Below are 26783 nucleotides of genomic sequence, written 5' to 3'. Positions count from 1 at the left end.
GGTCATGCTCTCTTTGTCTGCAGCGAACTAATGACAGATCTACCTTCATGCCTGATCTTTTGGACAGAATGTTGGTCACGCAAAAAAACTGTTATAACACTTTTATGCGCAATAAAATGTTATAAAAATACACTTTATTGCGCATAAAAGTGTATACACCTACACTTTATTGAAGAACGATCAAAAATCCGACATAACCCATGAAAAGATTGTTGCTGAAAAAACTGCTTGATTGGAAGCAAAGCCCCTCAAGAAAGCCTGTTCTGCTTGATGGTGCAAGGCAAACGGGCAAATCTTTTCTCCTTGAAACACTGTTCGGTGGACACTTTGAACAAGTCATACGCCTGGATTTTCTTGAGCAGCCCGGTTTGGCGAACCTGTTTGCCGACTCTCTCAAACCAGACGATATTATCACCAATATCGAGATTGAACTGAACATCAGCATTGACAGGCAAAAGGATCTCATCATTTTTGATGAGGTTGGAGAGTGTCTGGCGGCCCTTCACTCCCTGAAGTTTTTTGCTGAACAGTGTCCTCATATGTATCTCTGTGCATCGGGGTCAAATATTGGTCTTCTGGATTCATTTCCCGTTGGTAAGGTGGAATGGCTTGAACTCTACCCAATGACATTTGAGGAATTCCTCCTGGCCTCCAATCAACCGCCTCTGCTTAAAGCTTTTGAACAAATGAATCTGGGTAAGGTAGCTCATGAAAAGCTCTTCAGTTTGCTTATTGACTATTACTTTGTTGGAGGGATGCCAGAAGCAGTAAAGGCCTGGTTTGAGATTGATAAAGACATCACTGAAAGAACCCGGACAGTCCAACAAATACATACTTCACTTCTCTCGGGTTATGAGCGCGATTTCGGAAAGTACTCCGATAAACTTTCTGCACAACATATACAGGCAATTTTTAAAAATGTGCCAGTTCAGTTATCCAATACCATGGACGACTCAGTTAAACGGTTTAAGTTCAAAGACGTTTTAGAGAAAAAAAGTCGCTACAAAGAGCTGGCGGGCCCCATTAACTGGCTGGAAAATTGCCGACTGATCTCCAAGTGTCACCCCATAGACTGCAAGCCTGACTCCCCCCTTAAACCACTGGCCAAAGAAAATATCTTCAAACTGTTTTTATTCGATATTGGCTTACTGGGACACATGCTGCAGATCAACTACAAGGAGCATCGGGATCAGAAGTATCACTACAAGGGTTTTATCGCAGAAAACTTCATACAAAACGAACTCATCACCCTGATCGGCAAGCCAACCTATTCATGGGAATACGCCAGAAGTGAAATCGAATTTCTGTATAAAACCGAAGCAGGTGACATCGTACCTGTAGAAGTAAAAAGTGGCAAAAGGACTCGAGCCAAATCGCTGCAAACTTATGTCCAGCGATATAGCCCAAATACAACACTCAAGCTGATTGGTTCAACAGGCTCACTGGATGACCCTGCTGCCAGAGTCCTGCCTTTGTATTACATTTCTAAAATCAAAGAGATTCTGGGGTAATTTGGATAGCCGGACTTCTGTGCGCCAGGTGCTGCTGGAACAATAAGAGATGGGAGCGAGATATATAAAAAATTGTCTTACTTCTATAGATGGCCTATAACTAAATGATCCAATGAAGTTTTGATCCGGGGGCGATCTGGATTCGACGACGGTATCGAAACCTTAGGTGCATGCCGAGGACGTAGTGGTTCTCGTTAATCAAAACACTACAAACCTTATAGTTGCCAACCTGGTAGCTCTTGGAGACGCTCAAAACGAACTCTTCGATCAAGAAGAGATCGCACTTGCAGCTTAATCGTAGCTAAACCCTACGAGTCTTCCAGTCTCTCCGGCTCGTCTACTGGCCGGTTTTTGGACTGTCACCGTAAGTAGACTCGCGAGGCCCGGTATGCCTGTGGCTGGCCAGCTAAAACTTAACAGGATCGCTCAGTAGAACCCCGACCGCTGGGTCGTTACTGAGTTAAATCCAAAGGCGGATCTAAGCATGTAGAGCCGAAGGCTGAGAATCGGCGGACGCGGGTTCAATTCCCGCCGCCTCCACCAATATAAAGCCCTGTGGATAATTGATCTGCAGGGCTTTTTTTATGTCTGACAAGACACTTTTTCTTCAGGGTTCCGAAAAAGTATCAAAGGTTTGTCGAGCGAAACTTCCAGCCGTTTTCGCAGGTTTATCTCCGGGTCGTGCAATTCTCGAGCGCATGAACATTTGCCACCTGCCTGAAACACATCATCCCTGACGGACTATTTTTGAAGAAATAAAGATTTCTTATCAAGTTTGTTTGTTCCCACAAACTTCTATCTTGAAGTAATTTGGAGTCAATATGAAAATTGCAGTACTGTCTCGCAACCCCAAACTGTACTCTACTCGTCGTTTAAAAGAAGCCGGCGAAGAAAGAGGACATGAAGTTGATATTATTGACACACTCCGATGTTATATGGATGTAACACGCAGTCGCCCCACTGTTCGTTGTGATGGTGAGTCTCTTCCATACTACGACGCAGTCATACCAAGAATTGGCGCTTCAATTACATTTTATGGCACCGCCATCGTCAGGCAATTTGAAATGATGGGCACATTCTGTGTGAATGAATCTGTTGCCATTACTCGCTCTCGCGACAAATTACGTTCTTTACAATTGTTGTCACGAAAAGATATTGGATTACCGAGAACAGGCTTTGCCTGTAAACCCGAGAATGTAAAGGACCTTATCAAAAACGTAGGTGGAGCCCCCCTGGTTATAAAATTACTGGAAGGTACTCAGGGTATCGGAGTAGTTCTCGCAGAGAATCAGAAAGCAGCAGAAGCAATAATTGAGGCTTTTTTTGGGTTGAAAGCTAATATTTTAGTTCAGGAGTTTATAAAAGAAGCAGGAGGTGCAGATCTCCGTTGCTTTGTGATTGGCAGCAAAGTCGTAGCCGCTATAAAACGACAGGGAGCAGATGGAGAATTTCGCTCAAACCTCCATCGCGGTGGAACAGCAACGCTTGTCCGTTTGTCAAAAGAGGAGAGAGCGACTGCCGTTAATGCCGCAAAAGTAATGGGACTGAATGTCTGTGGTGTCGACCTTTTACAATCTGACAATGGGCCAGTCGTTATGGAAGTTAACTCCTCTCCGGGACTGCAGGGCATTGAAACAGCAACAGGAAAAAATGTTGCTGGCATGATCTACGAATTTATTGAAAGCAAAGCAACTAAATCAACCCGAACCCGTGGAAAAGGCTGAAGGTGACAAAGATGTTATTACCAGATATCAGTATCGGTGGCTCTGTGATCAAGGCCGGGCAAACCAGACAAGTTAGTCTGGAGGTTGCAAAGCTGTACACCAATACCGACTTTTCAGTACCTGTACATGTTATACACAGTAAAAAACCGGGTCCAAAAGTCTTTGTGTCTGCAGCTGTTCATGGTGATGAACTGAACGGAATTGAGATTATTCGTCGGCTAATAAATTTAAAGACATTTAAAGTTACTGTGGGCACATTAATTCTTGTCCCAATGGTTAATGTTTATGGCGTGCTTTATCAAAGCCGATACCTCCCAGATCGCCGAGATTTAAACAGAAGCTTTCCCGGTTCACCGAAAGGCTCATTGGCCAGCCGGTTAGCTCATATATTCCTGAAAGAAATAGTCAGCCTCTGTGAATACGGCATAGACCTCCACACAGGTGCTATTCATCGCTCAAACCTGCCTCAGATTCGTGCCAACCTGATGGATAAAGAAACACTCTCTCTGGCCCGTGCATTCGGTGTACCCGTTTTATTGAACGCCAATATTCGTGATAATTCTCTTCGACAGGCAGCTGAAGAGCACAATGCGCGAATACTGCTTTATGAAGCTGGAGAAGCCTTAAGATTTGATGAAGTCAGTATACGTGCGGGAGTTCATGGCGTTATCAATGTGTTAGCTGAACTGGGGATGCTCAGACTAAGGCGCAAAATAAAAGCTTTTACTCCCTACATAGCGAACAAAAGTTCGTGGGTCAGGGCTAATGCCAGCGGCATTATCAACTCACTTAAAAATCTTGGTGATCAGGTTGATAAGGGAACTCCATTAGCCACTATTGGTAGCCCACTTGGTGAAATCATTGATGTAGTAAAAGCGACACAGGCAGGCATCATTATTGGTAAACAGAATATCCCTCTCGTTCAGGAGGGTGAGGCTATGTTTCATATCGCTTTCTTTTCTGCATCCGATGATGATGTTGCTGAAGATATAGAAATGATGCAGGAAGAACTGCAAACTGAATCGTCCGTCTTGGAGTAACTTAAATGTTTAAAAAAATACAAAAAGCAAACAACAAACCTGTTATTGGCTGTGTAGAGCTATGCGACCTGCCAGACCTGGGTATTTGTGGCGTTGAAGTACGCATTGATACCGGAGCAAAAACCTCCTCCCTGCATGTGGACAATTTAATATCCTTTGAAGACGAGGGGAGCCCATGGGTTATGTTTGACCTGCATCCAAACCTCCATAACGTGGAAGAAGTTCTAAGCTGTAAAGCGCCTGTTAAAGATATCAAAACCATAAGGTCATCAAACGGGATGATAGAAAAACGGTATGTGATTAGTACCACATTAAAATTGCATGACTACATCTGGACTATCGATGTAACACTTTCTAACCGTGCAAAGATGACATATCTGATGTTACTTGGAAGAGAAGGGATGGGTAATTTTTTTTTAGTAGATCCTTCTCGGAAATTTATGAAGAACAAATAGGATAGATACATTCTTTGGGTGTGAATGCCAAACCATGCTGGCAGCAACACTCGATTCTGCCTGCCGATTGCGACCTGTATATTCTCGTCGATAAAGTTGCCACCCGGGATGCCATTCCAGATGGAAAGATATGAGGAGACCACCGGTAAAGTGATTTTCGGATTTTTAACCATGCAGCAGCCATCAGCTAGTGTTTTTCGGGAACTTACACGGGGTCCGGCGTGTCTAATGTGCATGGCTTAAGCAATTTTAAATATCAGCTCATTCTTATTAATTCACTAAACTTCTTGACTGAAGCGAAGTGTTCTGAAGATTGGAGGATCGTGTAATGAAGAGATTTCTCAAATTTGGCCTTCCTTTCACCCTGTTATTTTCTCTGGGTGCGAGTGCCGAACCATGTTGGCAGCAACAGTCGGTTCTGCCTGCCGACGGCAACCTGTGTATTCTCATCGATGATAAAGTGGAGCCAGATCAACCAAAATGGTTTTTCGGCAGGGCGGCACTGGATCTGAGTGAAACCGACCAGGCGGATGGCAAAATAAAACACTTTTGTGTTTATGAAGTAAAGAGTGAAGGTGGCTATGACATCAGGCGCAGCAATGACTATTTCTGGCTGGATGCGACGGAAAGTGAGGTCCAGTCAAGATTTCAAATACTGCCTAAGCACAAAAATGATCCACTCAGCCCTGATCAGTCTGATAAATGGGTTTTGAGCTCAGGCGCTCTGGCAGATCTTTTCAAGTTCTGCTCTGCTGAAAAACCAGAAGTGGTTGATTCAAGCGATATCAGCATGTGCGCAAAACCTTTGCAGAACGAAAGCATTGCTTTCGGAAAACTTTCCACACAGGCTAAATGCAAGGTGTTTGATGCAGCGGTAGGCGAAGGTGTATTGCCCCTCCGTCTGGTGCAGGCTATGCGTAAAGATATGTCTTATGCCACGTGGATAGGCGTTGGCTGGGCTGTGCGCAATGGTCAGCCATTTGCCACGCATACGGTTTATGGCCCTCCCTACTCCACAGAATATTGCCTGCTTCAGGCCATGATTCGAGGCCACGAGTACTGTAGCGTTGATAAAACCGGTCACTATCAAACTGGCAATCTGATTGACTACGATGACACAGCCGACGGCATAAACGACGCTTATCTTTTAAATTATCCTGATCAACCCTCAGGCAAACCGGAACTGTAATATCAGGGATTACTGCTATCAATCGACAGTCTGGCGGCCTCAAGCAGAAAGACGGCTAAAATAACATGTCAATAACTGTTAGATTTTAAAAGCTATTCTTCGCAAAAAAGCAGTAGATCCCTGACAACAATGGAAATAAGAAAAGCACAACGCAGCGATGCCCATAGAGCTTTTGAGCTTCGAACTCTGGCGATACGTTCTGAATGCAAAGGCCATTACAGTGATGAAGCCATCGCTCTTTGGACTGATGGTTCTGCCACTGAGAAATTTGTCGATGACGTTGAGCAGAATTTTCATGTTGTGATGATGAAAGGGGAAGTGGCCGGTACAGGAATGATTGATATCGGGAACGGTATGATCGATGCCATCTTTGTGGACCCTCGATTTATGGGAATGGGCGTAGCCCGCAGGATGATGACTCACCTGGAACAGATTGCGAGAGAAGCCGGTCTGCCTGAGATGAAGCTGAATTCAACTTTGAATGCGGCTCCCTTTTATAGACTTTGTGGTTTTGAAGGAAATGAAGTATCGACTTATCATTCTTCCAGAGGATTTCAGCTGGACTGCATTCCCATGACGAAAAACCTCTCTGATGATGCCTGCTGACTCATTGTTGTGGTTTCACCCACACTTCTAAGAGGCTGTCGCAAAAGTGCTGCGCTTCTCCGAGGGCAGCCCTGGAGGCGGCTGGGATGCTCATTTACTCGTTGTAAACTGGCCTTTTTCGCCAATTGGTGCTGTGTCTCAGCTTGACTCGGTAGTTTTTCAGCAGCCTCTTAACCCGTTGCTATTCGTGACTTTCAGCTGAACCGTAAAGACAGGGTTTGTACCTATCCATCATCGTTTATTCATCTATATTATATGGAAATAATAACAAACAAACTTTATGTCATATTGATATTCCGGAATTACTATGAACGATTTCATTTCTGCATCGAATAATCTTCTTTGGGGAAGTATCCTGATTTACCTGCTGCTAGGAGCCGGTATTTTGTTCACTATTCGTACCCGCTTCGTGCAGTTTCGCCGCTTCGGTCTGGCCGCCAAAACCATGATGGGAAGTCGCAGAACCCACTCCCACCGCCAGATTTCTGCGTTCCAGGCATTCTGCACCAGTCTTGCGGCCCGAATAGGTACCGGTAATATCGCCGGTGTTGCCGTTGCCATCTACCTGGGTGGACCCGGTGCTATCTTCTGGATGTGGCTGATCGCCCTGCTGGGTATGGCAACCAGCTTTTCTGAAAACATTCTCGCCCAGATATACAAAACCAACAATGGCGACGGCACCTATCGCGGAGGTCCCGCTTACTATATGCAGAAAGCGTTGGGTCAGCGCTGGATGGGCATTGCTTTTTCCATCGCCCTGATTATCGCATTCGGATTTGCTTTCAACAGTGTTCAGTCCAACTCTATTGCGGCTGCTTTTTCGGGTTATAACATTGCTCCTGAGTACATTGGTGCAGGTCTGGTACTGGTCAGCGGCATTGTTATCTTTGGCGGCATTCGTTCCATTGCCAAAGTCGCTGAAATGATTGTTCCTGTGATGGCTCTGGGCTACCTGGCTGTGGCTCTCGTGATCGTTGCCATGAATGTCTCTGAACTGCCAGCTGTATTCACTCTGATTTTCAAGAGTGCTTTCGGTCTTGAAACAGCTATGGGTGGCGGTGTTGGCTACATGGTTTCCCAGGCGATGATGCAAGGTATCAAGCGCGGTCTTTTCTCCAACGAAGCGGGTATGGGTAGCGCACCTAACGCTGCAGCGACTGCACACTCTACTCACCCGGTCAGTCAGGGCATGATGGGAATGCTGGGCGTATTTATGGACACTATCGTCGTATGTACAGCCACGGCTGCTATCATTCTGATGTCTGGCATGCTGGAACCGGGCAGTGGCCTGACCGGCGTTGCATTGACTCAGGCTGCCCTGTCCAGTGAGATAGGCTCCTGGGGTGAACATCTGGTTGCAGTAGCCATTTTGTTGTTTGCTTTCACTTCCATCATTGCCAACTACTACTACGGTGAGTCCAACCTGCTGTTTATCAAAAACAGCAAGCCTCTGTTGGTGCTTTATCGTCTGGCAGTGCTGGTTATGGTGTTCTGGGGCTCTATTGGCAATCTTCCTGCCGTCTGGGCTTTTGCCGATCTGTCTATGGGTATCATGGCCCTGATCAACATTACCGCTATTCTGCTACTGTCAGGCATCGTTGTGCAGGTTCTGAAAGACTTTGACGAACAGGTGGCTGACGGCGTTGTCCCGGTATTTAACCGTAAGAAGTTTCCATTGCTTGATAAGACCATGGATAAAGACGTATGGCAGGAGCACAATGCTGGCGGGGTTCAACCATACCCTATCCCGAAAGGGAAGGTCCAGACGGCTGTTGAATAACATCTGTTGAGGTCGAGCCACCTGCCCGACCTCTTTTTCCTGAAAATGCTCTCCTGCCTGACATAAAACCGCTTCAGCAGAACCTGTCCTAACCCGGATTTGTGATATGCTTGAGCCCGTTTAAAGTTATCCAGGTGAGTACCGTCCTTTTTGCCATGCACTGAAGCACTCTGGCTGTGAAAGGTCATCCCAAAGGCAGGTATTCCCCCACCAAGTCAATGGAAAAGGTTTCTGAGCATGCCGGAAAAAAAGCAGGGCTTCGCCTTTGAGCAGTCGCTCACCGAACTGGATACACTGGTCCAGCAAATGGAATCCGGTGATATGTCACTGGAAGAGTCACTGAAGGCCTTTGAAAAAGGGGTAAAGCTGACACGTGAATGTCAGAAAGCCCTGACTGAAGCAGAACAGAGAGTCCAGCAGCTTCTGGAAAATCAGGGCCAGCCGGAAACCCGCCCGTTCGATCCGACAGAAGAAGGCTAATAATCCATGACTCTGCTGGAATACATCAAGGGTTGTCAAAGCCGCGTTGATGAGCAGCTCAAAAATCATCTTCCCGGAATCAGTCAGGTCAGTGAAAGACTGGTTGAGGCTATGTCCTACTCCGTTTTTAACGGCGGCAAACGCGTCCGACCGATCCTGGTTTATGCCGCCTCTGAAGCCCTCGGCGGCGAGCAGGCTCAGGCAGACCCTGCTGCCTGCGCTGTAGAGCTGATCCATGCTTACTCCCTGGTACATGATGATCTTCCAGCAATGGATGACGATGACCTTAGAAGAGGCAAACCCACCTGCCACAAAGCTTTTGATGAAGCCACAGCCATTCTGGCCGGTGACGCTCTGCAAACCCTGGCTTTTGAAGTACTGGCTACCAACAGTCATGAATTACCCGCGCCTGTCCGTCTGCAACTGGTCAGGGAGCTGGCCCGTGCTTCTGGCCATGGGGGCATGTGCGGTGGCCAATCCATGGACCTCAACTCGGTAGGCAGTCCTCTGAATCAGGAACAGCTGCAGTTAATGCACAGCCACAAAACCGGGGCGCTGATTCGCGCCAGTGTTGTCATGGGCGCCATCTCAAGCGGTAAAGTCGAAAGGGAACAACTGACCCACCTTATTCGTTATGCGAACGCTATTGGTCTGGCTTTTCAGGTTCAGGATGACATTCTTGATGTCACTGTCGACACCGAAGTATTGGGCAAACAACAGGGGGCAGACCTGGCTCTCGACAAGCCCACTTACGTATCGCTCATGGGACTGGAAGGAGCCAGAGAGCTCGCCAACTCCCTTTCTCAGCAGGCGATTCACTCCCTTGAAAGCTTCGGGAGTCGAGCCATAATACTCAGGCAAATGGCGGAGTATCTCATCCAGAGATCTCATTGAACCGATCTGAGCAGTATTCCAATAGAAAAAACCTCCTGTTCAGGTACAATCCTATAATTCACCGATGACATTTACTGTTATCATTCTTTGCCCTTTGAGAAGAGTGTGGAATGATATCAGTCTCTCATGACTGTGTTATGACGCTGTCAGGCTTCGATACCCTCAAACCTGGCAAACTGCCGGAAGCATCAAGGTTTCCCCTTCCCGTCCCATACAAGTTGTGGTGAATGAGGAACTACGTCGAATTTTTGAAAAGCGACCCGGAACACCGCTTCCCCTGAAAAAGTCGCTTTTTATGGCTGAGAGGCCTGGATCGCAAGCAAACATGTTTCACGAAATACCCAAGACAAAACCTGATACTCCGCTGTTGGATCAGGTCGATACGCCTGATCAGCTGCGCCAACTTGACAGGACAGATCTGCCCCAGCTGGCCCGGGAACTCAGAGAATTTCTGCTCTACTCGGTCGGTCAGGTAGGTGGGCATTTTGGTGCCGGGCTGGGTGTTGTTGAACTGACTGTCGCCCTGCACTATCTCTTCGATACCCCCCATGATCGCCTGGTATGGGATGTGGGCCACCAGACCTATCCCCATAAAATAATCACTGGTCGCAAAGACAAAATGAGCACTCTTCGACAGAAAGACGGTCTGGCTGCGTTTCCAAAAAGAGAAGAAAGTGAATTTGATACTTTTGGCGTAGGTCACTCCAGTACGTCTATCAGTGCCGCAATGGGCATGGCGACCAGCGCTCGACTGAAAGGAGAAAAACGTCGTACCGTTGCCGTGATTGGCGATGGTTCCATGACGGCCGGGATGGCTTATGAAGCCATGAACCATGCCGCCGACCTCAAAGCCAACATGCTGGTTATTTTAAACGACAATGACATGTCCATTTCAAAAAGCGTGGGCGGCTTGTCGAATTATCTGACCAAAATCTTATCCAGCAGGACCTATCACCATATTCGGGAAGGCAGCAAGAAAGTACTTAATGGCATCCCCCATGCCTGGGAGCTGGCGCGCAGGACCGAAGAACACATGAAGGGAATGATCATTCCCGGTACTCTGTTCGAAGAAATGGGTTTTAACTATTTTGGTCCTATTGACGGCCACGACCTGCCCATGTTGCTGCATACTCTTGAGAACCTCAAAGATCTGGACGGTCCTCAATTCCTGCACGTAGTAACCCGCAAAGGTAAAGGCTTTACACCGGCAGAAAAAGACCCTATTGGTTATCACGCCATCACAAAACTGGAACCCAGCTCCAAAGCCAGTGAAGAAAAACCCAGTCTTCCCAAAAAACCCAAGTACTGTAATGTCTTTGGTCAATGGCTCTGCGACATGGCTGCAAAAGACGACAAACTGGTCGGTATTACCCCGGCCATGTGTGAAGGCTCGGACCTGATTCGCTTTGCTGATCGCTACCCGGATCGCTATTTTGATGTCGCCATTGCCGAACAGCACGCAGTGACTCTGGCTGCCGGTATGGCTTGTGAGGGAATGAAACCCGTCGTAGCGATATACTCTACTTTCCTGCAACGAGCCTACGATCAGCTGATTCACGACGTTGCCGTTCAAAAGCTGGATGTCCTTTTCGCCATCGACCGGGCAGGCATGGTTGGCGAAGACGGCCCGACTCATGGCGGCTGTTTTGATATTGCCTACCTGCGCTGTGTACCTGAAATGCTGGTCATGACGCCCTCTGATGAAGATGAAACCCGTCGTATGCTTTCTACAGGTTACCAGTATCAGGGACCGGCTTCTGTCCGTTATCCCAGAGGAACCGGACCCGGTGTCGCGATCAGTGAAAGTCTGGAACCCATGACAATCGGTAAAGGAGAAATTCGTCGTCGGGGACAGCAAGTAGCTATTCTCTCTTTCGGCACTTTGCTGCAGAACGCTCTGCAAGTCGCTGACGAACTGAATGCCACTGTCGCAAACATGCGCTTTGTCAAACCGCTGGATAAAGAGCTCATTCAACAACTGGCCAAAGATCATGAACTGCTGGTCACTCTGGAAGAAGGCTGCATTGCCGGTGGAGCCGGCTCAGCCGTTTCCGAGTTCCTGAATGAGCATGGCATTAATGTGCCCATCATGCAGCTGGGCATTCCGGATGACTACATCGAAGCCGCCAGTCACAAACAACAACTGGCCGAGTGTGGACTGGATGCCGAGGGTATCAGACGATCCATTTTGAAACGCATGAGCCGGAGCCTGAAAAGAGCGATTAAAATCGCCCACGTCACCCCGGCCTGATCATCTCATTATCAGCCTCCTGTTCATGGGAGGCTGATTCATTTCACTTCTGATACTCTGATCTATTGCTGAACAGATGTTGCTAAATGCATAGCTTCTTCGCCTTCCATCTGAATGGTCACATCTTCATACAGTGATATTTTATTGTCGCGCATCTCTATATAGCCAAATATTTTAAACAAGGCGGTAGTGCCCTCATTGGAGGTTACTCTGGAGGTGTGGTGATCGAACCCCCGGTCACCGTCAAAAAAAATCCGATGCACAGAAATATCTACGCTTCTGGTATGCTCCTTTATCCACTGTAATCGCTCGCAAATTTGTCGGCTGCCCTCCAGACGTCTTTCATTGATGATTATGACGGCGTCCTCCGTAAAATAATCAGTCACTTTTGAGGTGTCATGCTTTGCCAGGACAATTTGTAGAGCATCACAGAAAAGTTGCACTTTTTGCTGATAAGTCATTACCTTTGCATTCATGAGTACTATTCCTACCTTCGACATCCTCCCCGCCGTGAAGAGGGTGTCGCAAAACTCTCTCCAGCGTGGGAACGAGTTGACTCCCGTCATTCTCGTCATTCCCGCGAAGGCGGGAATCCACACTGACTCACCACCAGAACCGTACTGCCCGGTGCTCCCCTGGCCTTGTCATCTCCGAGAAGGCAGAGACCCACCGTTGGCGCTGGATTCCCGCCTTCGCGGGAATGACGACCTTCAGAGCATGGGAACGAGCTGTTGGAGTTTTGCGACACCCTCTGAACGACGGGGATTCCTACAGCTAGGAGCCTGACCGAGAATAGCGCCCGTAGCGAGGACGGCAGAAAATTGAGGATGAAAATTCGGTTTTGTGAGGAGAATAGCGAGCTATTTGACGAACAAAAGCGGATTTTCAGACCAATTTGCTGCCGCCGCAGTAGGGCAGACTATTCTCGGTCAGGCTCCTAGAGGGTCATGCCCGAGCGCAGTGTACACCTTACCCAACAGCGGCATACACCTTATTCGACAATCTGCTCTACCTTTCAGATTGTCTGGGCGACCCCTTTAACAAACACGGGCAGAAAGCGGAAGGTATTTTACTTTTCCTGTCAGGTAGCGTAATCGCTAAAAACACCTGACGGATAGCAAAACAGCACAAGGGGCTTGCTCTGCAAGCCGAGCTTTCATCCCCGTCCTCAAAGTACGGGGTTTTACGCTCATTCGATAAGAAAGGTTCAATTTCTTCAGATATCCCACCCATTCTGAACCAACTGGAAATTGATTCAAATGAATGGCTCAAAACCATGAGATGGAATAACCGCCTTTATCGGGCAATGGGCAGGCTGGAAGCCATGAAAACTATTGCTCGGAAAATGGGGCAGTAATGAGTATAGGGATCGTTTACCTGTAGTCGCTCATTTCATGGCGTAAGCTGACTGCCCAACTTTTCCATTGTTATTTGTTTGTCCTGTCATATGGGGACCTTTACTATTTCTGACTTTTCCCCTTTTGAGCTATTCGTTTGTCGTTTGTTATGACAAACGATTATTCTGCTTGGCTGTAGGTTTGATGGTCTGCTGGGCTCGCGGTTAATAGGCCGTATTTTATATTTTTATATGGATGTCCTATTTTTCTTTTGAACTTTAATGACCATTACCTGTCTAAAACTTAGATGGCCATTGCTAGTCTAAAACTACAAATTATTACGAGGGATATATAATGACTTACGGAGTAACAACCAGCGCCGCAGTCAGTGCGGTAACTCAACCGCCGCATTACAGTGCAGCCGCGTCCAGGACCGATTCGGAGGCTACAACGCTTATTCCACGTGTTGATCAGCCTTCTGTAGATGAGGCTTCAGGCATTGCAGCCCGTAAAGCAACTAAAAGAAAGTTTGAAGAAGTACTGTTGGTTCCGACAGACAGGCCGCCTTCTGGCAGTCATCCCTCTACTTCCATTTTGGAAAATAGAGAAAATAACCATGAAAAATATTCACAAATGACTAACGCAGAATATGCTAGCACGTTTAGTTATGACGATCCGTTAGGATCAAATATAGAAGTTATCCTGGGAACAGGGGATTCAATTTGGGCTGAGTTGCCTTCCATTTATAGTGCGTGTCATCGTTATTGTTATCTTCTGATTTCTGCGAGTGAGAACAGAATTAATGCAGCCATGCATACTGCCATGAATGAAATAAACCTTGACTCTCATAAGGGAGAGGTCGATGATTTTTTAGAGGAATTCGGTGATAAAAAGTATAAAAAACTACTTTTTGTAAGAGACCATGAACTCTACTCCCATCTTGTTGAAAATGGTACCAGATTGGGTAACAACAGCGACGTTTATGTGTGTTTTTTTAATGAAAATCCTGTTACCGCATCCGACTACGATATTCAGTGTGATGCAAGACATAACAAATACGTGATATTAGACTCATCCGATAAATCAATCATAAAAGAGGGCAGAATATTTCATGATTAAATCCTCATTAGCCGACAGCTTGCACTAAGTTCTGTGCAAACTGTCAAGTGCCGAAAACAATGGAAAATACAAGACACTCGTAACCTGTTCCTTTTTTGGGATATATGGTTGATTTGTTTCCAGTAGCATTTTTGGGTGCCCAGTTTATTTCATATGGGACCTTTGCTATTTCTGACTTTTTCCCCTTTTGAGTCATTCGTTTGTCGTTTGTTATGACAAACGATTATTCTGGGGAGCTGTCAGGGTTTGACGGGCTGCTGGGCTCGCGGCTTATGGGCTGTATTTATATGGATGTCCTACTTTTTTCACCAAGAGCCAGAAACAGGTCGCATCTGGCTCCAGCTCAGACATCATGCAGTATCGTACAAGTGTCCCAGCTTCCAGACCTTGGTGGTCAGGTACTTCTCGTTATGAGGATTCTGCCCAGTCTGATGGGGCTGACGATGAATAATATCAATCCCCTGACGGGTCAAGGCTTCAACCTTTTTAGGATTATTGGTCATCAGTACTAACTGTGTAACCCCCAGATGATCCAGCATGGTCTTGCACATATCGTATTTGCGCAGATCAGCAGCAAAACCCAGTTCTTCGTTGGCTTCTACGGTATCCAGACCTGTATCCTGAAGCTGGTAAGCCCGTACTTTGTTCAGCAGACCAATGCCACGGCCTTCCTGACGCAGATACAGGATAACCCCGCGACCAGCTTCGGCAATCTTGCGCATGGCCTCCTCAAGCTGGGGGCCGCAATCACAGCGCATGCTGAAAAGAGCATCTCCGGTCAGACACTCTGAATGAACCCGTGCCAGAACGGGACCACCCTGACTCACATCCCCCATGGAGAGAGCCAGATGCTCCTTGCCGGTGCCACTCTCTTCAAATCCATGCATCATGAACTCACCGAAAGGGGTGGGCAAGCGAGACTCTGCAACGTAACGAACAGACACTCACTACTCCTCAAGACAGTCGTGCGTTGGGATTGTAACAGTACAAGATGTTACAGGCGAGTTAATATGGAGCCTCCAGTGTCATGACCCCGCCTTCCTCACTGAATCGGATATTCTTCAGATAACTCATACCCAGTAACACCTTTTCAGGGCTGCTGCCTTCGATGACCGTCGCTTCAACATTGGCAACCCGTATGCCGCCGACGGACACGAAATCCAGCATCACCCGAAAACCCCTGACGACGCCACTGGCCGTTTCGACACGAACCGCGCTGCCATCCCTGTAGCGAATGCCAAGACGGTCAGCCGTGGCACCGTTGATGGCGACAACATTCGCTCCGGTATCTATCAGCACCTGAACCGGATTATTGTTAATGACACTCTGGGCAAGGTACTGCCCATCATTGCTTCTGTTGATTCGAAACGTCAAAAGCTCCGGCGATTGAATGCCGTTACCCATATCGCGACTGAGAAAATAATCTTTCGCTACGCCATTGATTTCGAGCCGGGCTTTTCGACTGCTGGCGTCGATCAGTTTGACACCTTTCACCGGTTCTTGACCGGCCTTAAGAAATTGACGTTCACCATCAATGAAGACAAGAGCTTTGTCTGGAAACAGGGCCACTACCCTGACATTGACGGCGTGGGAAGAGTATGAAAAAGACAACAATAGGCTGGTAAAAACCCCAGCAATCACCTTGAAAGAGAATACTGATTTCATTCTATTTTTTATTTTGATCACCCACGAAGGGTTATAACCAATTCCGTTTAGGCTCTATCTTGCTCACCACAGGCGATAGGGTCAAGTTGTTAGACACAGCCGAATATTTTATTCTCGAAAACACCCACCAACTCTCAGAGTCGGCACTCAGCTCTATGGCTCTGAGATCCAACAGGACACAAGCCATCAGAGCACAAAATAAGCAATAACCTGAAGACAGACAAGCGCAAAAATACCAGCCACAATGTCGTCTATCATTATACCCAGACCACCATGCACTCTCTTGTCTAACCAACCGATGGGCCAGGGTTTCCAGATATCGAAGATTCGGAACAGGATAAAACCGACTAACACCCACTCCCAGCCTCTGGGAGCAGCTAGCATAGTAATCCAGTAACCGACAAATTCATCCCAGACAATACCCGGATGGTCATGGACGCCCAGATCTTTAGAAGTCTTTCCACACAGCCAGATACCCAAAACAATACTGACAGCCAGTATTAAAAAATAATTCCAGAGCGGCAGGTACTGGAACATCAAATAGAAAGGAATGGCCGCTACCGTACCAAAGGTTCCCGGCGCAACAGGCGACAGGCCACTACCCAGACCAAAGGCTAAAAAGTGCACCGGATTTTTCCAGACTGAGGGTGTATTGCTCATAAGTTTCTGTAGTCCATGAAAGAATGCTCTTTCATAAAAAAGATGTCACTAAAAGTGCTGGTAGGCTCGTGGAGAAAGTGGCTCTGCCGTCTCTGCATCCACCAGCCCGGTAGCGGAAGTTATTCGACCGATACAGGTTACAGGATTTTCAGCCAGCAGGCTGTCAGGAAGCTGCAACTTTTTTCGATCGGGCCATGTAAAGCACAGCTCATAATCATCGCCTCCAGCCAGGGCCAGCTCCCTGGCTTTCTCCAGACCCTGCAAACTTTCGAGCTCTTTGGAGACGGGAACCGATGAAGTACTGATTTGAGCACCTACCCGGCTAGCTTTGAGAATATGCCCCAGATCGCCTAATAGACCATCGGAAATATCCAGGGCAGCTGTGGCTCCATTTTCCAGTAACCACTGACCCAACGCTATTCTGGGTGTCGGTCGATAGTAACGTTTCAGCAGATGACGCTGTTCGAGGGTGCGAACACTGTCCGGGCTCTCACCTCTCAAAACATCAGGTAATGCACCGACAGCGTCACCAAGACAACCACTGACGTAAATCAGGTCTCCGACTTTAGCGCCATTTCGCCGCAGCGCTTGAGCTACAGGTAATGTTCCCTGTACCTGTATCGAGAGGGTCAATGGCCCGAGGGTGGTGTCACCCCCGATCAATCCTATCTGATAGGTTGACGCAAGCTCTGCCAAACCGTCAGAAAACGACTGCAGCCAGACATCATTCGATTCAGGCATGGTGAGACCCAGCGTAAAACTGTGGGGTTTTGCCCCCATAGCGGCGAGGTCACTGAGATTAACGGCCAGCGCCCGACAACCCAGCAGATAAGGGTCGCAGTTTTTCGGGAAGTGAATGCCTTCAACCAGCGTATCCAGGGATTGAGCCAGTTGTTGACCAGGTTGAAGAGACAGAAGCGCACAATCGTCGCCTATACCAACGACATCACTTAAGTGCGATCGAAGACCCGGACGATCGAAGAAACTGCGAATCAGATCAAATTCGCCAAGCGCCATAGGAAAGGTTCCAGCCAAGCTAAAATATGAGTTTAACCTGCTGTCAGGCGGGTTAACAGATCAGGAGACAACAGCGCTACCTCCTGATCAAAAACCGATTACTTCCGACGGAAGTTACGCACCTCGTCAGGACGAACACGGGGTGCCAGCTTGTCCAGAATGCCGTTTATGTAACGGTGAGAATCCTGAGCACCAAACCGCTTAACCAGCTCAATCGCTTCGTTGATGACCACGCGGTATGGAACATCAGAGCGATTCATCAGTTCGTAGCAACCAATGCGTAGAGCCGACATTTCAACCGGGTCCAGCTGTGAAATGGGACGGTCCAGCAGCGGCGACATGGCGTCATCGAGTTGACTGACTTCACGGGCAATCCCGGTCAGCAGCATGTGGAAATAGCCGTCGTCAACTTTGCTGAAATCGTTGTCCGCACGGAACTGCATTTCAATCTGGGTGACGGATGACTGGGACATCTGCCACTGGTACAGGGCTTGCAGCGCCAGTTGACGTGCACGACGACGGGCAGATGGTTTAGGACGCGGGGCAGGTTTCTGCCCGGTTTCCTGCTTCTCAGTGGACAACTCAGGCCTCCAGTTTCTTGAGCAGGGACACCATTTCGAAAGCTGCCATGGCAGCCTCTTCACCCTTGTTACCCGCTTTGGTGCCGGCACGCTCGATAGCCTGTTCAATGGTGTCTACGGTCAGAACACCAAAGCTCACTGGAATTTCTTCCTCCAGATTCACGCTGGACAGGCCTTTCACGCACTCGTTAGCAACGAATTCAAAGTGTGGCGTGCCACCACGAATGACGGCACCCAGAGCAATAATAGCGTCGAAGCGTTGGGTTTTGGCGACTTTTTTAACAGTCAGTGGAATTTCGAACGCACCCGGACAACGAATAATAGTAATATCTTCTTCCGCAACACCGTGACGGGTCAGGCTGTCCACAGCCGCATTGAGCAGACTTTCTACAACAAAGGCATTCCAGCGGCCAACAACAATCGCATACTTGCCGTCATTAGCCTGCAGAGTACCTTCGATGGTTTGCAATGACATTGCGCTTTCCTCAATAAATCTTTGTAATGCACTTACTTCAAAGTACATGTGCTCTGACGTTCAGTCTTCACACGGGATATATTCTACAATTTCCAGATCAAATCCGGACAGGGCAGCGAAGCGAACCGGTGAGCTGAGCAGGCGCATTTTGCCTACTCCCAGGTCACGCAGAATCTGTGAACCGGTACCAATGGTCAGATAAGCACCGGACATACCGTTGCTGCCACTCTTGCCTTCCGAGAACTTTTCCAGTGCTCCGCCCAGGTCCAGTCTGGACTCAGAGTCCAGCAGCACAATCACGCCACGACCTTCACTGGCCACTTTGGCCATCGCCTTGTGCAGCGGCCAGCTGGACTTACCGCTTTCCGGATGTGCCGACAGCAGATCACGGAATGGTTCCATAGCGTGAACTCGCACCAGCGCCGGAGAGTTCGGTGTAATATAGCCCTTGGTCAGGGCAATGTGCGTAGCGCCGCTGATAGAATCCTTGTAGGCCGTCATATCAAACTGGCCAAAATCGGTATCCAGTGTGCGCCGCTCTGACTTTTCAACGGTTTTCTCATTCAGGATTCGGTAGTTGATCAGATCGGCGATGGTGCCGATTTTCAGATCATGCTCTTTGGCAAACACTTCCAGATCGGGACGACGAGCCATCGTGCCGTCTTCGTTCATGATCTCGATGATAGCGGCTGCCGGTGTCAGTCCGGCCAGACGCGCCAGGTCACAACCGGCTTCGGTATGACCCGCACGGCTGAGTACACCGCCAGGCTGCGCTCTCAATGGGAATACATGACCTGGCTGAACAATATCGCCGGGGCGGGACAGTGGGTCCGCTGCCACTCGAATGGTTCTGGCCCGGTCATGGGCAGAAATACCTGTGGTTACGCCTTCTGCGGCTTCAATGGAAACGGTAAAAGGTGTACCAAAGCCCGATGCATTGTCTTCCGAAGTCACCATCGGTGGCAGCCCCAGAAAATCACAGCGCTCTCCGGTCAGTGTCAGGCAGAGCAGACCTCTGGCCTCCCGGGCCATGAAATTCACGATCTCAGGAGTGATTTTTTCAGCAGCGATTATCAGGTCACCTTCGTTTTCACGGTCCTCATCATCTATCAGGATGACAGGTTTCCCGAGGCGAATATCCTCAATAATCTCTTCAATGGAGTTAAGCTGCATAACACCCCCATGTGTGTTTTTTATACATCCGGTATGCGAAACCGGCGTATTCTAACGGTTTCGTTCCCAAGCTGGAAGCAGTCACTTCATAAAGCCATGTTCAGCAAGAAAACCGGCTGTCAGGCTGGCAGGAGCCGATTCACTCTGTTCCCTGAGGCTCGGGTCCATTAGCCTTTCCAGATACCTGGCCAGCAGATCCACTTCCAGATTGATTTCTGTTCCTGCCCGGTACCCGGCAATAATGGTTTCCTGCCGGGTATGAGGCACGATGTTCAGGGCAAAGCGACAGCCATCCACCCTGTTTACCGTTAAACTGACACCATCTATCGTGACTGACCCCTTGTGGGCAATGTACCGGGCCAGATGAACGGGAGCCTCCACCCAATAGACCGTCGAACGACCCGAGAGTTCGATGGAGACAATTTTACCGACACCGTCGACATGACCACTGACCAGGTGGCCACCCAGCCGGGTTGAAGGCGTCAGAGCTTTTTCCAGATTCAGGGCAGAACCGACAGCCTGTCCCGAAAGCGTTGAATTTTCAAGCGTTTCCAGGGAAACATCGGCTACATATCCCTGTCCGGTCAATTCCACCACAGTCAGGCAGACGCCATTGGTGGCAATACTGTCACCCAGTTTTACATCAGAAAGATCCAACGAACCAGAGTTGACCGTTAACCTCAGATCACCAGAGCGGGGTTCTACTTTCTGCAGGCTACCAACAGCCTCGATAATGCCTGTAAACATGAATAGTGAATCTCAGTAATCAGTGTTCTGTTTAAACGTTGCCTTAATAAGCCAGTCATCGCCAATAGCACGGATATCAGAGATATTAAGACCCAGCTTTTCTGACATAAACTGGAATGGAAGGTTCAACAATGGCCGGGCTGCTGACCCCATCAAGATCGGGGCCATAAAGATATTCAGCTCATCCACCAGTCCTTCACTGACAGCGGCTCCGGCAAGGGTTGCTCCTGTTTCCAGCAAAACTTCCTGGCAATCTCTTTGAGCCAGTTCGCTCATTAATGCGTTCAGGTCCACCTGTCTGCCGGCGTTCAGCCTGATCACTTCAGCACCGGCAGCCTCCAGCTGAGCCTGTCGGCTCTGTTCTGCCTGATCCGTGCAGACAATCAGAGCCCTGCCGGGCCCGGTGACCACTTTCGCGTCGACAGGGGTTTGCAGGGATGAATCCAGAACCACCCTTAATGGTTGTCTGCGGGCCAGTTTTTCAGCGTCTGGCAGCCCCAGCTCTTCAGCTCTGACTGTTAATGAAGAATTATCATGAAGAATCGAGCCAACACCCGAAACAATGGCACAGCTCTGCGCCCGGAGCTTTTGAACTTCACTGCGGGCATCGGGTCCGGTAATCCACTGGGATTCACCACTCTCCATAGCCGTTCTGCCATCGAGGCTCATGGCCAGCTTGAGTCGGACGAAAGGTTGCCCGCTCATCATCTTTTTGATGAAGCCAGGATTCAATGCTCTGGCTTCGGCTTCAAGAACACCGGATTCAACCTCAATGCCGACGTCACTCAGCCTTTTCAACCCACGACCGGATACCAGGGGGTTAGGGTCTTCCATAGCAGCGACCACCCGGCTCACCCTGGCCTTGATCAGCGCTTCTGCACAGGGCGGTGTTTTTCCGAAATGACTGCAGGGCTCAAGGGTGACATAGACCGTTGCTCCCTTAGTCCGGTCACCTGCCATTTCCAGGGCATGCACTTCAGCATGGGGCTCGCCCGATCGTTCATGAAAGCCTTCACCGACAATGACGCCATCCTTTATGATCACACACCCTACCCTGGGATTGGGCATTGCGGTGTATAACCCTTTACGTGCCAGTTGCAGCGCACGAGACATCATTTCATGATCAATCGCAGACGCCATGGGACCTTCTCCAGGCTCAGTCAGAAATGGGGCCAGTTTATATGAATTTACCTCCGGCATCACTCACTGGTGAAAGCGCTCGATAAAATTTAAAGAGGACAATACTCACTTCTCATTGCCCCCTTCAGCCAGGGAGAATCAGCCAAAAGTAAATGAGTTTAGCGGGATGCTTTCGGTTAAAAAAGATTCAGTCAATGGCCCATATCGTCTTAAGTCCGGGCTGACAAAGGAGGCCATGGACGCTGCTCTTCGCTCTCAATCCAGGCCTTGACCCAACCTTCCGGCTCTGGACGCCAGTCTTCCCTGCCCGTGGCTTTTCTGACTCGTTCAGTGGCGACTATCCGGCCCTTCTCGGTGACGGCCGTTCTTAACAGAATTGAAGAAGCCGGTTCCCCTTTGACCCACATGGACTGGATAATATAAACCCATCGCTCATCCATCGCAGCCACCTGAGTGTACATAGTTACTTTGTCGAACATCCGGACCCGCTTTCGATAACGAGTGGTACTGCCAGCAACCACCAATCCCCAGCTCTCTCTTTTGAGGACATCAGACAGCCCACACTGAATCGAAAGAGTAAACCGGCCCAGATCATAAAGCGTCAAAACCCGACCATTGTTCATTTCCATGAACAGATCTAAATCCCATGGCATACAGCGAAAGCAGTTTTCACTGACAGCATCGACGGAAATTTTGGGCGCTTTTTTGGCTTTACGGATTGTGGTCAGCAGTCGAATGAATGGATACATACTCAAATCTTCTAGTAATTATGCCGAGCATCATAGCCATTCAAACAGTAGAAAGAAACAAGCGTTTAAAACTGAGTCATTCACGCTTGTTAATCAATAGCTCAAAGTCTGTTCGAAGCTGATATGTTGTCTAGACTATCCTAGATAGCTTTCAGCCCTGTATGAGATGTTTCATGGCTAAGAACTAAGCGCATGCAAGTGATGACAGGACGTAATGACAGCCACCCCTCACAAACGACGTACCCATTGATGAAGTCTGTCGGGAAGATGACAAGCCCGGAGATAAGAGAGGGAGAGGCCAGGAAAACAAGCCCTTCTTCCGGAGTAAACTATGAAAAAATTATTATTTATTATTCTATGTTGGCTAATGACCAGCCCTGTATTGGCGTTACCTGCTATTAAACCGGCTCCTCTCAATAAGGGTGATACCGTTGCCTTAATTTCCAGTGGCTTTCGTGTTAATACCGCCCAGGATGTGCAATTTGCAACAGAACGACTCGAGGCACTGGGCTTGAGCGTTATCTACGGTAAAACTATTTTTCAACAAACCGGATATTTTGCAGGTACTGATCAGGCACGAGCTGCTGATATCAATGACATGTTTGCCAATCCAAAAGTAAAAGCCATTATCGAGTTGCGGGGCGGCTGGGGGTCAGCGCGAATACTGGAATATTTAGATTTCCCTTTAATCAAAAAGCATCCCAAGATTTTTATGGGTTTTAGCGACATTACCACCTTGCTGCTAGCCATCCACCAGAAAACCGGCTTAATAACGTTTCACGGCCCGATGGCTGCAGCTTACCCCTGGACACAATACACCGTTAATTATTTAAAGAAAATTCTCTTTGAAGGTAATGCCATTACCATGAGCAACCCCATCATCAAAAGCGATGATTTAACCCGTACTGTTGCCAGGATTCAAACTATTCGCCCTGGCATTGCCACAGGGGAAATTCTGGGTGGCAACTTATCCGTTTTAGTTTCTATGCTGGGAAGCCCCTACTTACCCAGTTTTAAAAATAAAATTCTGTTTTTGGAGGATACCGGTGAAGATGTTTATCAAATTGATCGCATGTTAACCCAGTTACAAACTGTCGGTATATTAAAAGAAATCTCTGGTTTTATTTTTGGTCAATGTATAAATTGTAATGCCAAGGTTCCTTATGGCTCTTACCGCTTGCAGGAGGTGTTAAAACAACATATTTCACCCTTGAATATTCCAGCCTGGAATGGAGCAATGATTGGCCATCAGGCCAGTATATTTACCATTGGTGAAGGTGTGAAGGTTCGTATCGACGCAAGTAAAGGGACTATTACGATGCTGGAACCTGCCGTCAATCCCTGAGACGAAAGTTTTGAACCGAAACTGCCTGTTCTAAAAGCCGGAAACTGAGAACAGACCACCAAAACAGATACTAAGACATATTTGTATGGCAGCACTTCGGTAATTCCTCTGGATATCATTCTCATAGCTTCTGGCGATTTGCATACTAACCAGCCTGTCAATGGATCGCGCCAGCACCTCTTCATCCATGACTATGGGAAGATTGGCATGCAGCAGGGTACCGCGTCATAAGAGTGCCATTATTCTTGCTGCATTTGCCGTCTACTATGGGTGTGCTGGCATTGTCAATCATTGACTTATGAACGAAAAACTCTGCAATGAGGTCAGCAATGGCCTCATTGTTTATCAATGGTTTCCAGTCGTTCAATTTCTTCCCGGAATTCATTCAGGTCCTTGAAGTGACGATAAACAGAGGCAAACCGGATATAGGCTATTTCGTCCAGCTCCCGAAGTACACGCATCACTTCTTCCCCCAAAACCAGGGATTTTATTTCCCGCTCACCGGTGGCCCGAAGCCGATGCTTGATCCGGTTCACAGACTCTTCAATCTGTTCCACGCTGACAGGACGCTTTTCCAGAGCTTTGGATATGCCTGCCCTTAGTTTTTCTTCATTGAAGGGTTCACGGGAACCGTCCCTTTTGACCAGCCTGGGAATCAACAACTCTGCCATTTCATAAGTCGTAAATCGTTCACTACAGGTCAAACATTCACGACGACGGCGAACCTGGTTACCGTCTGCCACCAGGCGGGAATCAATGACTTTGGTATCGACAGCGTTGCAAAAAGGGCAGTGCATGGGTAAGAGAAACGTTTTTCAGAGTGAGTCTTCCATCATAATTCACCCCTGTAAAATTACCAAGACTTTGCAGAATGAAGTGATTCTGTGTGGGTAAGCCGCTGACCCGATTCTCAGGTCAGCGGTCTTACTTTGAAAAACAGCCCTGGATCAGCTGTAGACAGGCAGACGCTTGCAGATTGCCAAAACCTTCGCCTTCACATCCCCGACAACCTGTTCATTACCAATGTTTTCAAGTACGTCACAGATCCAGCCTGCCAGAGCAGCAGAATCCTCTTCATTGAAACCACGGCGGGTAATGGCCGGAGTACCAATACGCAGACCACTGGTGACAAATGGAGAGCGAGGATCATTTGGAACAGCATTCTTGTTGACCGTAATGTTAGCTTCACCCAGAGCCGCTTCGGCGTCTTTACCTGTGTACTCTTTACCGATCAGATCCATGAGGAACAGATGGTCGTCAGTGCCGCCGGATACAACCTTGATGCCGCGCTCGAGCATAACCCGGGTCATCGCCTGAGCATTTTTAACGACCTGCTGCTGGTAAGTCCTGAAGTCATCGGACATGGCCTCTTTGAAGCAAACCGCTTTAGCTGCAATCACGTGACACAGAGGACCACCCTGGGACTCGGGAAATACCGCAAAGTTGAACTTTTTGTTCAACTCTTCATCATCGTTAGCCAGGATCAGACCACCACGGGGACCACCCAGGGTTTTGTGAGTCGTTGTCGTAACAACATCGGCAATACCTACCGGAGACGGGTAAACACCGGCAGCAACCAGACCAGCCACGTGAGCCATATCAACCAGCAGGAAAGCACCTACCTTGTCGGCTATATCGCGGAAACGCTGCCAGTTCACAACACGGGAGTAGGCCGAGAAGCCTGCAACGATCATTTTTGGCCTGTGTTCATCCGCCAGACGCTCAACTTCTTCGTAGTCGATCTCGCCGGTTTCAGGATTCAGGCCATACTGAACCGCTTCGTAAATACGGCCGGAAAAGCTGACCTTGGCACCGTGAGTCAGGTGGCCACCATGGGCCAGGCTCATACCCAGAACCTTGTCACCGGGCTTGATCAGAGCCATGTAGACCGCCGCATTGGCCTGGGAGCCGGAATGAGGCTGAACGTTAGCGTAGCTGGCACCAAACAGCTCTTTGGCACGATCAATAGCCAGCTGTTCAGTGACATCAACATGCTCGCAGCCACCGTAGTAGCGCTTGCCCGGATAACCTTCTGCGTATTTGTTGGTCAGGACAGACCCTTGTGCTTCCATCACTCTGGGGCTGGTGTAATTTTCGGAAGCGATCAGTTCGATGTGCTCTTCCTGGCGAACCGCTTCAGCGTCTATGGCAGCCTTGAGTTCAGGGTCGAACTCAGCGATGGACATGTCCTTTCTGAACATTAATGATTCCTCGGAATGTTGCCTGTTAATGAGGTTTTTCGGCGACCATTCTAATACAGCTGTTCAGGATTTCGTATCGAAAAAGTTTCATGTCAATTTGAGCGAGACTCATGGGCTCTGGCTCAGCTTTCTGGCAGCCAGTCCTCAGTCATGATCTGATCAAAGCTCCAGGGGGAGTCAGCCGGGAAATCATCGGGCTTACATTTCATGTCAGCCGCTGCATCTCTTTTTGCAGACCGATAGGCTTTTGGCAAGACCTCATCAATCTTACTGTTTAGGCCAGGGTTATCTTCGAGTAGATCGAAGATGGCACCTCGTTGTTTAGCGATACTGACCAGCCAGCTCCTGTACCAGTCCGTCATTGTGTGCTGATCGTCTTTTCCAGACTGCATTTGCCATTTCAGCAGGTGCAAGAGCAATTCTTTAACACAACTGCGTAAAGCCTGATACTGAGCCTTACCCATGTCTTCAATTTCCTCTACCAGATTGGCAATATCAAGTTCATTGAAACGACCTTGCCTAATCAACTCGGCCTGACGATACGACCAGCTATAGAAATCAGTGTCATACAGGTTTTCCATAAAAATACCTCCATTGCCATAACACTGTAGGCAAAGAACGGAAGGGAATCAAAATGAAGCATG

27 protein-coding genes and 1 other RNA gene are annotated in these 26783 nt (G+C 48.4%); 14 read left to right on the top strand and 14 right to left on the bottom strand.

Features of this window, described 5'->3' with window-relative positions; genetic code table 11:
* Positions 1 to 200 precede the first annotated feature (200 nt).
* The 11 genes from ACOJUN_RS12125 to dxs all read left to right on the top strand — a co-directional run bounded on the left by ACOJUN_RS12125 (position 201) and on the right by dxs (position 11930).
* Positions 201 to 1511: an ATP-binding protein gene (locus tag ACOJUN_RS12125; protein WP_422136857.1), complete on the top strand. Its 1311-nt coding sequence runs from the start codon at positions 201 to 203 to the stop codon at positions 1509 to 1511.
* Between the two features lie 127 nt (positions 1512 to 1638).
* Positions 1639 to 2054: a transfer-messenger RNA gene (ssrA, locus tag ACOJUN_RS12120) on the top strand.
* A gap of 278 nt (positions 2055 to 2332) precedes the next feature.
* The gene (rimK, locus tag ACOJUN_RS12115; RefSeq protein WP_422136856.1) at positions 2333 to 3235 is read left to right on the top strand and encodes a 30S ribosomal protein S6--L-glutamate ligase; all 903 of its coding nucleotides are present in this window, start codon (positions 2333 to 2335) and stop codon (positions 3233 to 3235) included.
* Positions 3236 to 3246: 11 nt separating this feature from the next.
* Positions 3247 to 4275 (top strand): succinylglutamate desuccinylase/aspartoacylase family protein, encoded by a 1029-nt coding sequence (locus tag ACOJUN_RS12110; RefSeq protein ID WP_422136855.1) that lies wholly within the window; start codon positions 3247 to 3249, stop codon positions 4273 to 4275.
* Between the two features lie 5 nt (positions 4276 to 4280).
* Positions 4281 to 4730, top strand: a complete 450-nt coding sequence (locus ACOJUN_RS12105; RefSeq protein ID WP_422136854.1) for an ATP-dependent zinc protease — start codon at positions 4281 to 4283, stop codon at positions 4728 to 4730.
* Between the two features lie 328 nt (positions 4731 to 5058).
* On the top strand, positions 5059 to 5919 hold the full coding sequence (locus ACOJUN_RS12100; RefSeq protein ID WP_422136853.1) for a hypothetical protein: 861 nt from the start codon (positions 5059 to 5061) through the stop codon (positions 5917 to 5919).
* A gap of 129 nt (positions 5920 to 6048) precedes the next feature.
* Positions 6049 to 6525, top strand: coding sequence for a GNAT family N-acetyltransferase (locus ACOJUN_RS12095; protein WP_422136852.1), 477 nt, complete (start codon positions 6049 to 6051; stop codon positions 6523 to 6525).
* A 307-nt stretch (positions 6526 to 6832) separates the two neighbouring features.
* On the top strand, positions 6833 to 8305 hold the full coding sequence (locus ACOJUN_RS12090; RefSeq protein WP_422136851.1) for an alanine/glycine:cation symporter family protein: 1473 nt from the start codon (positions 6833 to 6835) through the stop codon (positions 8303 to 8305).
* A 237-nt stretch (positions 8306 to 8542) separates the two neighbouring features.
* Complete coding sequence (locus ACOJUN_RS12085; RefSeq protein WP_422136850.1) at positions 8543 to 8785, top strand: exodeoxyribonuclease VII small subunit; 243 nt, start codon at positions 8543 to 8545, stop codon at positions 8783 to 8785.
* A gap of 6 nt (positions 8786 to 8791) precedes the next feature.
* Positions 8792 to 9679: a (2E,6E)-farnesyl diphosphate synthase gene (gene ispA / locus ACOJUN_RS12080; RefSeq protein WP_422136849.1), complete on the top strand. Its 888-nt coding sequence runs from the start codon at positions 8792 to 8794 to the stop codon at positions 9677 to 9679.
* Positions 9680 to 10004: 325 nt separating this feature from the next.
* Positions 10005 to 11930 (top strand): 1-deoxy-D-xylulose-5-phosphate synthase, encoded by a 1926-nt coding sequence (dxs, locus tag ACOJUN_RS12075; RefSeq protein ID WP_422136848.1) that lies wholly within the window; start codon positions 10005 to 10007, stop codon positions 11928 to 11930.
* Positions 11931 to 11992: 62 nt separating this feature from the next.
* Here dxs and ACOJUN_RS12070 read toward each other — a convergent pair whose 3' ends face one another.
* Entirely contained in the window at positions 11993 to 12406 is a 414-nt protein-coding gene (locus ACOJUN_RS12070; RefSeq protein ID WP_422136847.1) for a nuclear transport factor 2 family protein, read from the bottom strand.
* 76 nt (positions 12407 to 12482) lie between these two features.
* Here ACOJUN_RS12070 and ACOJUN_RS12065 point away from each other — a divergent pair, with 76 nt between their 5' ends.
* Both ACOJUN_RS12065 and ACOJUN_RS12060 read left to right on the top strand, forming a co-directional pair.
* Positions 12483 to 12716 (top strand): hypothetical protein, encoded by a 234-nt coding sequence (locus ACOJUN_RS12065; protein WP_422136846.1) that lies wholly within the window; start codon positions 12483 to 12485, stop codon positions 12714 to 12716.
* A 905-nt stretch (positions 12717 to 13621) separates the two neighbouring features.
* Positions 13622 to 14386, top strand: coding sequence for a hypothetical protein (locus tag ACOJUN_RS12060; RefSeq protein ID WP_422136845.1), 765 nt, complete (start codon positions 13622 to 13624; stop codon positions 14384 to 14386).
* Between the two features lie 350 nt (positions 14387 to 14736).
* Here ACOJUN_RS12060 and ribA read toward each other — a convergent pair whose 3' ends face one another.
* The 10 genes from ribA to ACOJUN_RS12010 form a co-directional block, all read right to left on the bottom strand.
* Complete coding sequence (gene ribA / locus ACOJUN_RS12055; protein ID WP_422136844.1) at positions 14737 to 15330, bottom strand: GTP cyclohydrolase II; 594 nt, start codon at positions 15328 to 15330, stop codon at positions 14737 to 14739.
* Positions 15331 to 15391: 61 nt separating this feature from the next.
* Entirely contained in the window at positions 15392 to 16051 is a 660-nt protein-coding gene (locus ACOJUN_RS12050; RefSeq protein WP_422136843.1) for a retropepsin-like aspartic protease family protein, read from the bottom strand.
* Between the two features lie 186 nt (positions 16052 to 16237).
* Positions 16238 to 16711, bottom strand: coding sequence for a phosphatidylglycerophosphatase A (locus ACOJUN_RS12045; protein ID WP_422136842.1), 474 nt, complete (start codon positions 16709 to 16711; stop codon positions 16238 to 16240).
* A 48-nt stretch (positions 16712 to 16759) separates the two neighbouring features.
* Entirely contained in the window at positions 16760 to 17728 is a 969-nt protein-coding gene (gene thiL / locus ACOJUN_RS12040) for a thiamine-phosphate kinase (RefSeq protein ID WP_422136841.1), read from the bottom strand.
* A 98-nt stretch (positions 17729 to 17826) separates the two neighbouring features.
* Positions 17827 to 18309, bottom strand: a complete 483-nt coding sequence (nusB, locus tag ACOJUN_RS12035; protein ID WP_422136840.1) for a transcription antitermination factor NusB — start codon at positions 18307 to 18309, stop codon at positions 17827 to 17829.
* Position 18310: 1 nt separating this feature from the next.
* Positions 18311 to 18784: a 6,7-dimethyl-8-ribityllumazine synthase gene (gene ribE / locus ACOJUN_RS12030; protein ID WP_422136839.1), complete on the bottom strand. Its 474-nt coding sequence runs from the start codon at positions 18782 to 18784 to the stop codon at positions 18311 to 18313.
* Between the two features lie 60 nt (positions 18785 to 18844).
* Positions 18845 to 19957, bottom strand: coding sequence for a bifunctional 3,4-dihydroxy-2-butanone-4-phosphate synthase/GTP cyclohydrolase II (gene ribBA, locus ACOJUN_RS12025; RefSeq protein WP_422136838.1), 1113 nt, complete (start codon positions 19955 to 19957; stop codon positions 18845 to 18847).
* An 81-nt stretch (positions 19958 to 20038) separates the two neighbouring features.
* The gene (locus tag ACOJUN_RS12020) at positions 20039 to 20704 is read right to left on the bottom strand and encodes a riboflavin synthase (RefSeq protein WP_422136837.1); all 666 of its coding nucleotides are present in this window, start codon (positions 20702 to 20704) and stop codon (positions 20039 to 20041) included.
* 12 nt (positions 20705 to 20716) lie between these two features.
* Entirely contained in the window at positions 20717 to 21844 is a 1128-nt protein-coding gene (ribD, locus tag ACOJUN_RS12015) for a bifunctional diaminohydroxyphosphoribosylaminopyrimidine deaminase/5-amino-6-(5-phosphoribosylamino)uracil reductase RibD (RefSeq protein ID WP_422136836.1), read from the bottom strand.
* 209 nt (positions 21845 to 22053) lie between these two features.
* Positions 22054 to 22593 carry an acyl-CoA thioesterase gene (locus tag ACOJUN_RS12010; RefSeq protein WP_422136835.1) on the bottom strand — a complete coding sequence of 180 codons (540 nt, stop codon included), beginning with the start codon at positions 22591 to 22593 and terminating at the stop codon, positions 22054 to 22056.
* Positions 22594 to 22924: 331 nt separating this feature from the next.
* Here ACOJUN_RS12010 and ACOJUN_RS12005 point away from each other — a divergent pair, with 331 nt between their 5' ends.
* Positions 22925 to 23938 carry a S66 peptidase family protein gene (locus ACOJUN_RS12005; protein ID WP_422136834.1) on the top strand — a complete coding sequence of 338 codons (1014 nt, stop codon included), beginning with the start codon at positions 22925 to 22927 and terminating at the stop codon, positions 23936 to 23938.
* Positions 23939 to 24273: 335 nt separating this feature from the next.
* Here ACOJUN_RS12005 and nrdR read toward each other — a convergent pair whose 3' ends face one another.
* From nrdR to ACOJUN_RS11990, 3 genes are all read right to left on the bottom strand, one after another.
* Positions 24274 to 24735 (bottom strand): transcriptional regulator NrdR, encoded by a 462-nt coding sequence (nrdR, locus tag ACOJUN_RS12000; protein ID WP_422136833.1) that lies wholly within the window; start codon positions 24733 to 24735, stop codon positions 24274 to 24276.
* Between the two features lie 150 nt (positions 24736 to 24885).
* A complete protein-coding gene (glyA, locus tag ACOJUN_RS11995; RefSeq protein WP_422136832.1) occupies positions 24886 to 26139 on the bottom strand; it encodes a serine hydroxymethyltransferase in 1254 nt (417 codons plus the stop codon).
* Positions 26140 to 26261: 122 nt separating this feature from the next.
* Entirely contained in the window at positions 26262 to 26720 is a 459-nt protein-coding gene (locus ACOJUN_RS11990) for a DUF29 domain-containing protein (RefSeq protein ID WP_422136831.1), read from the bottom strand.
* Positions 26721 to 26783: the final 63 nt, after the last annotated feature.

Origin of the sequence: Endozoicomonas sp. ALD040 (assembly GCF_049275945.1) — a bacterium.
In the GTDB taxonomy this organism is placed as follows: Bacteria; Pseudomonadota; Gammaproteobacteria; order Pseudomonadales; family Endozoicomonadaceae; genus Endozoicomonas_A.
Note: the sequence above shows the minus strand (reverse complement) of the source record. Positions and strands in the feature narration are given on the sequence as shown.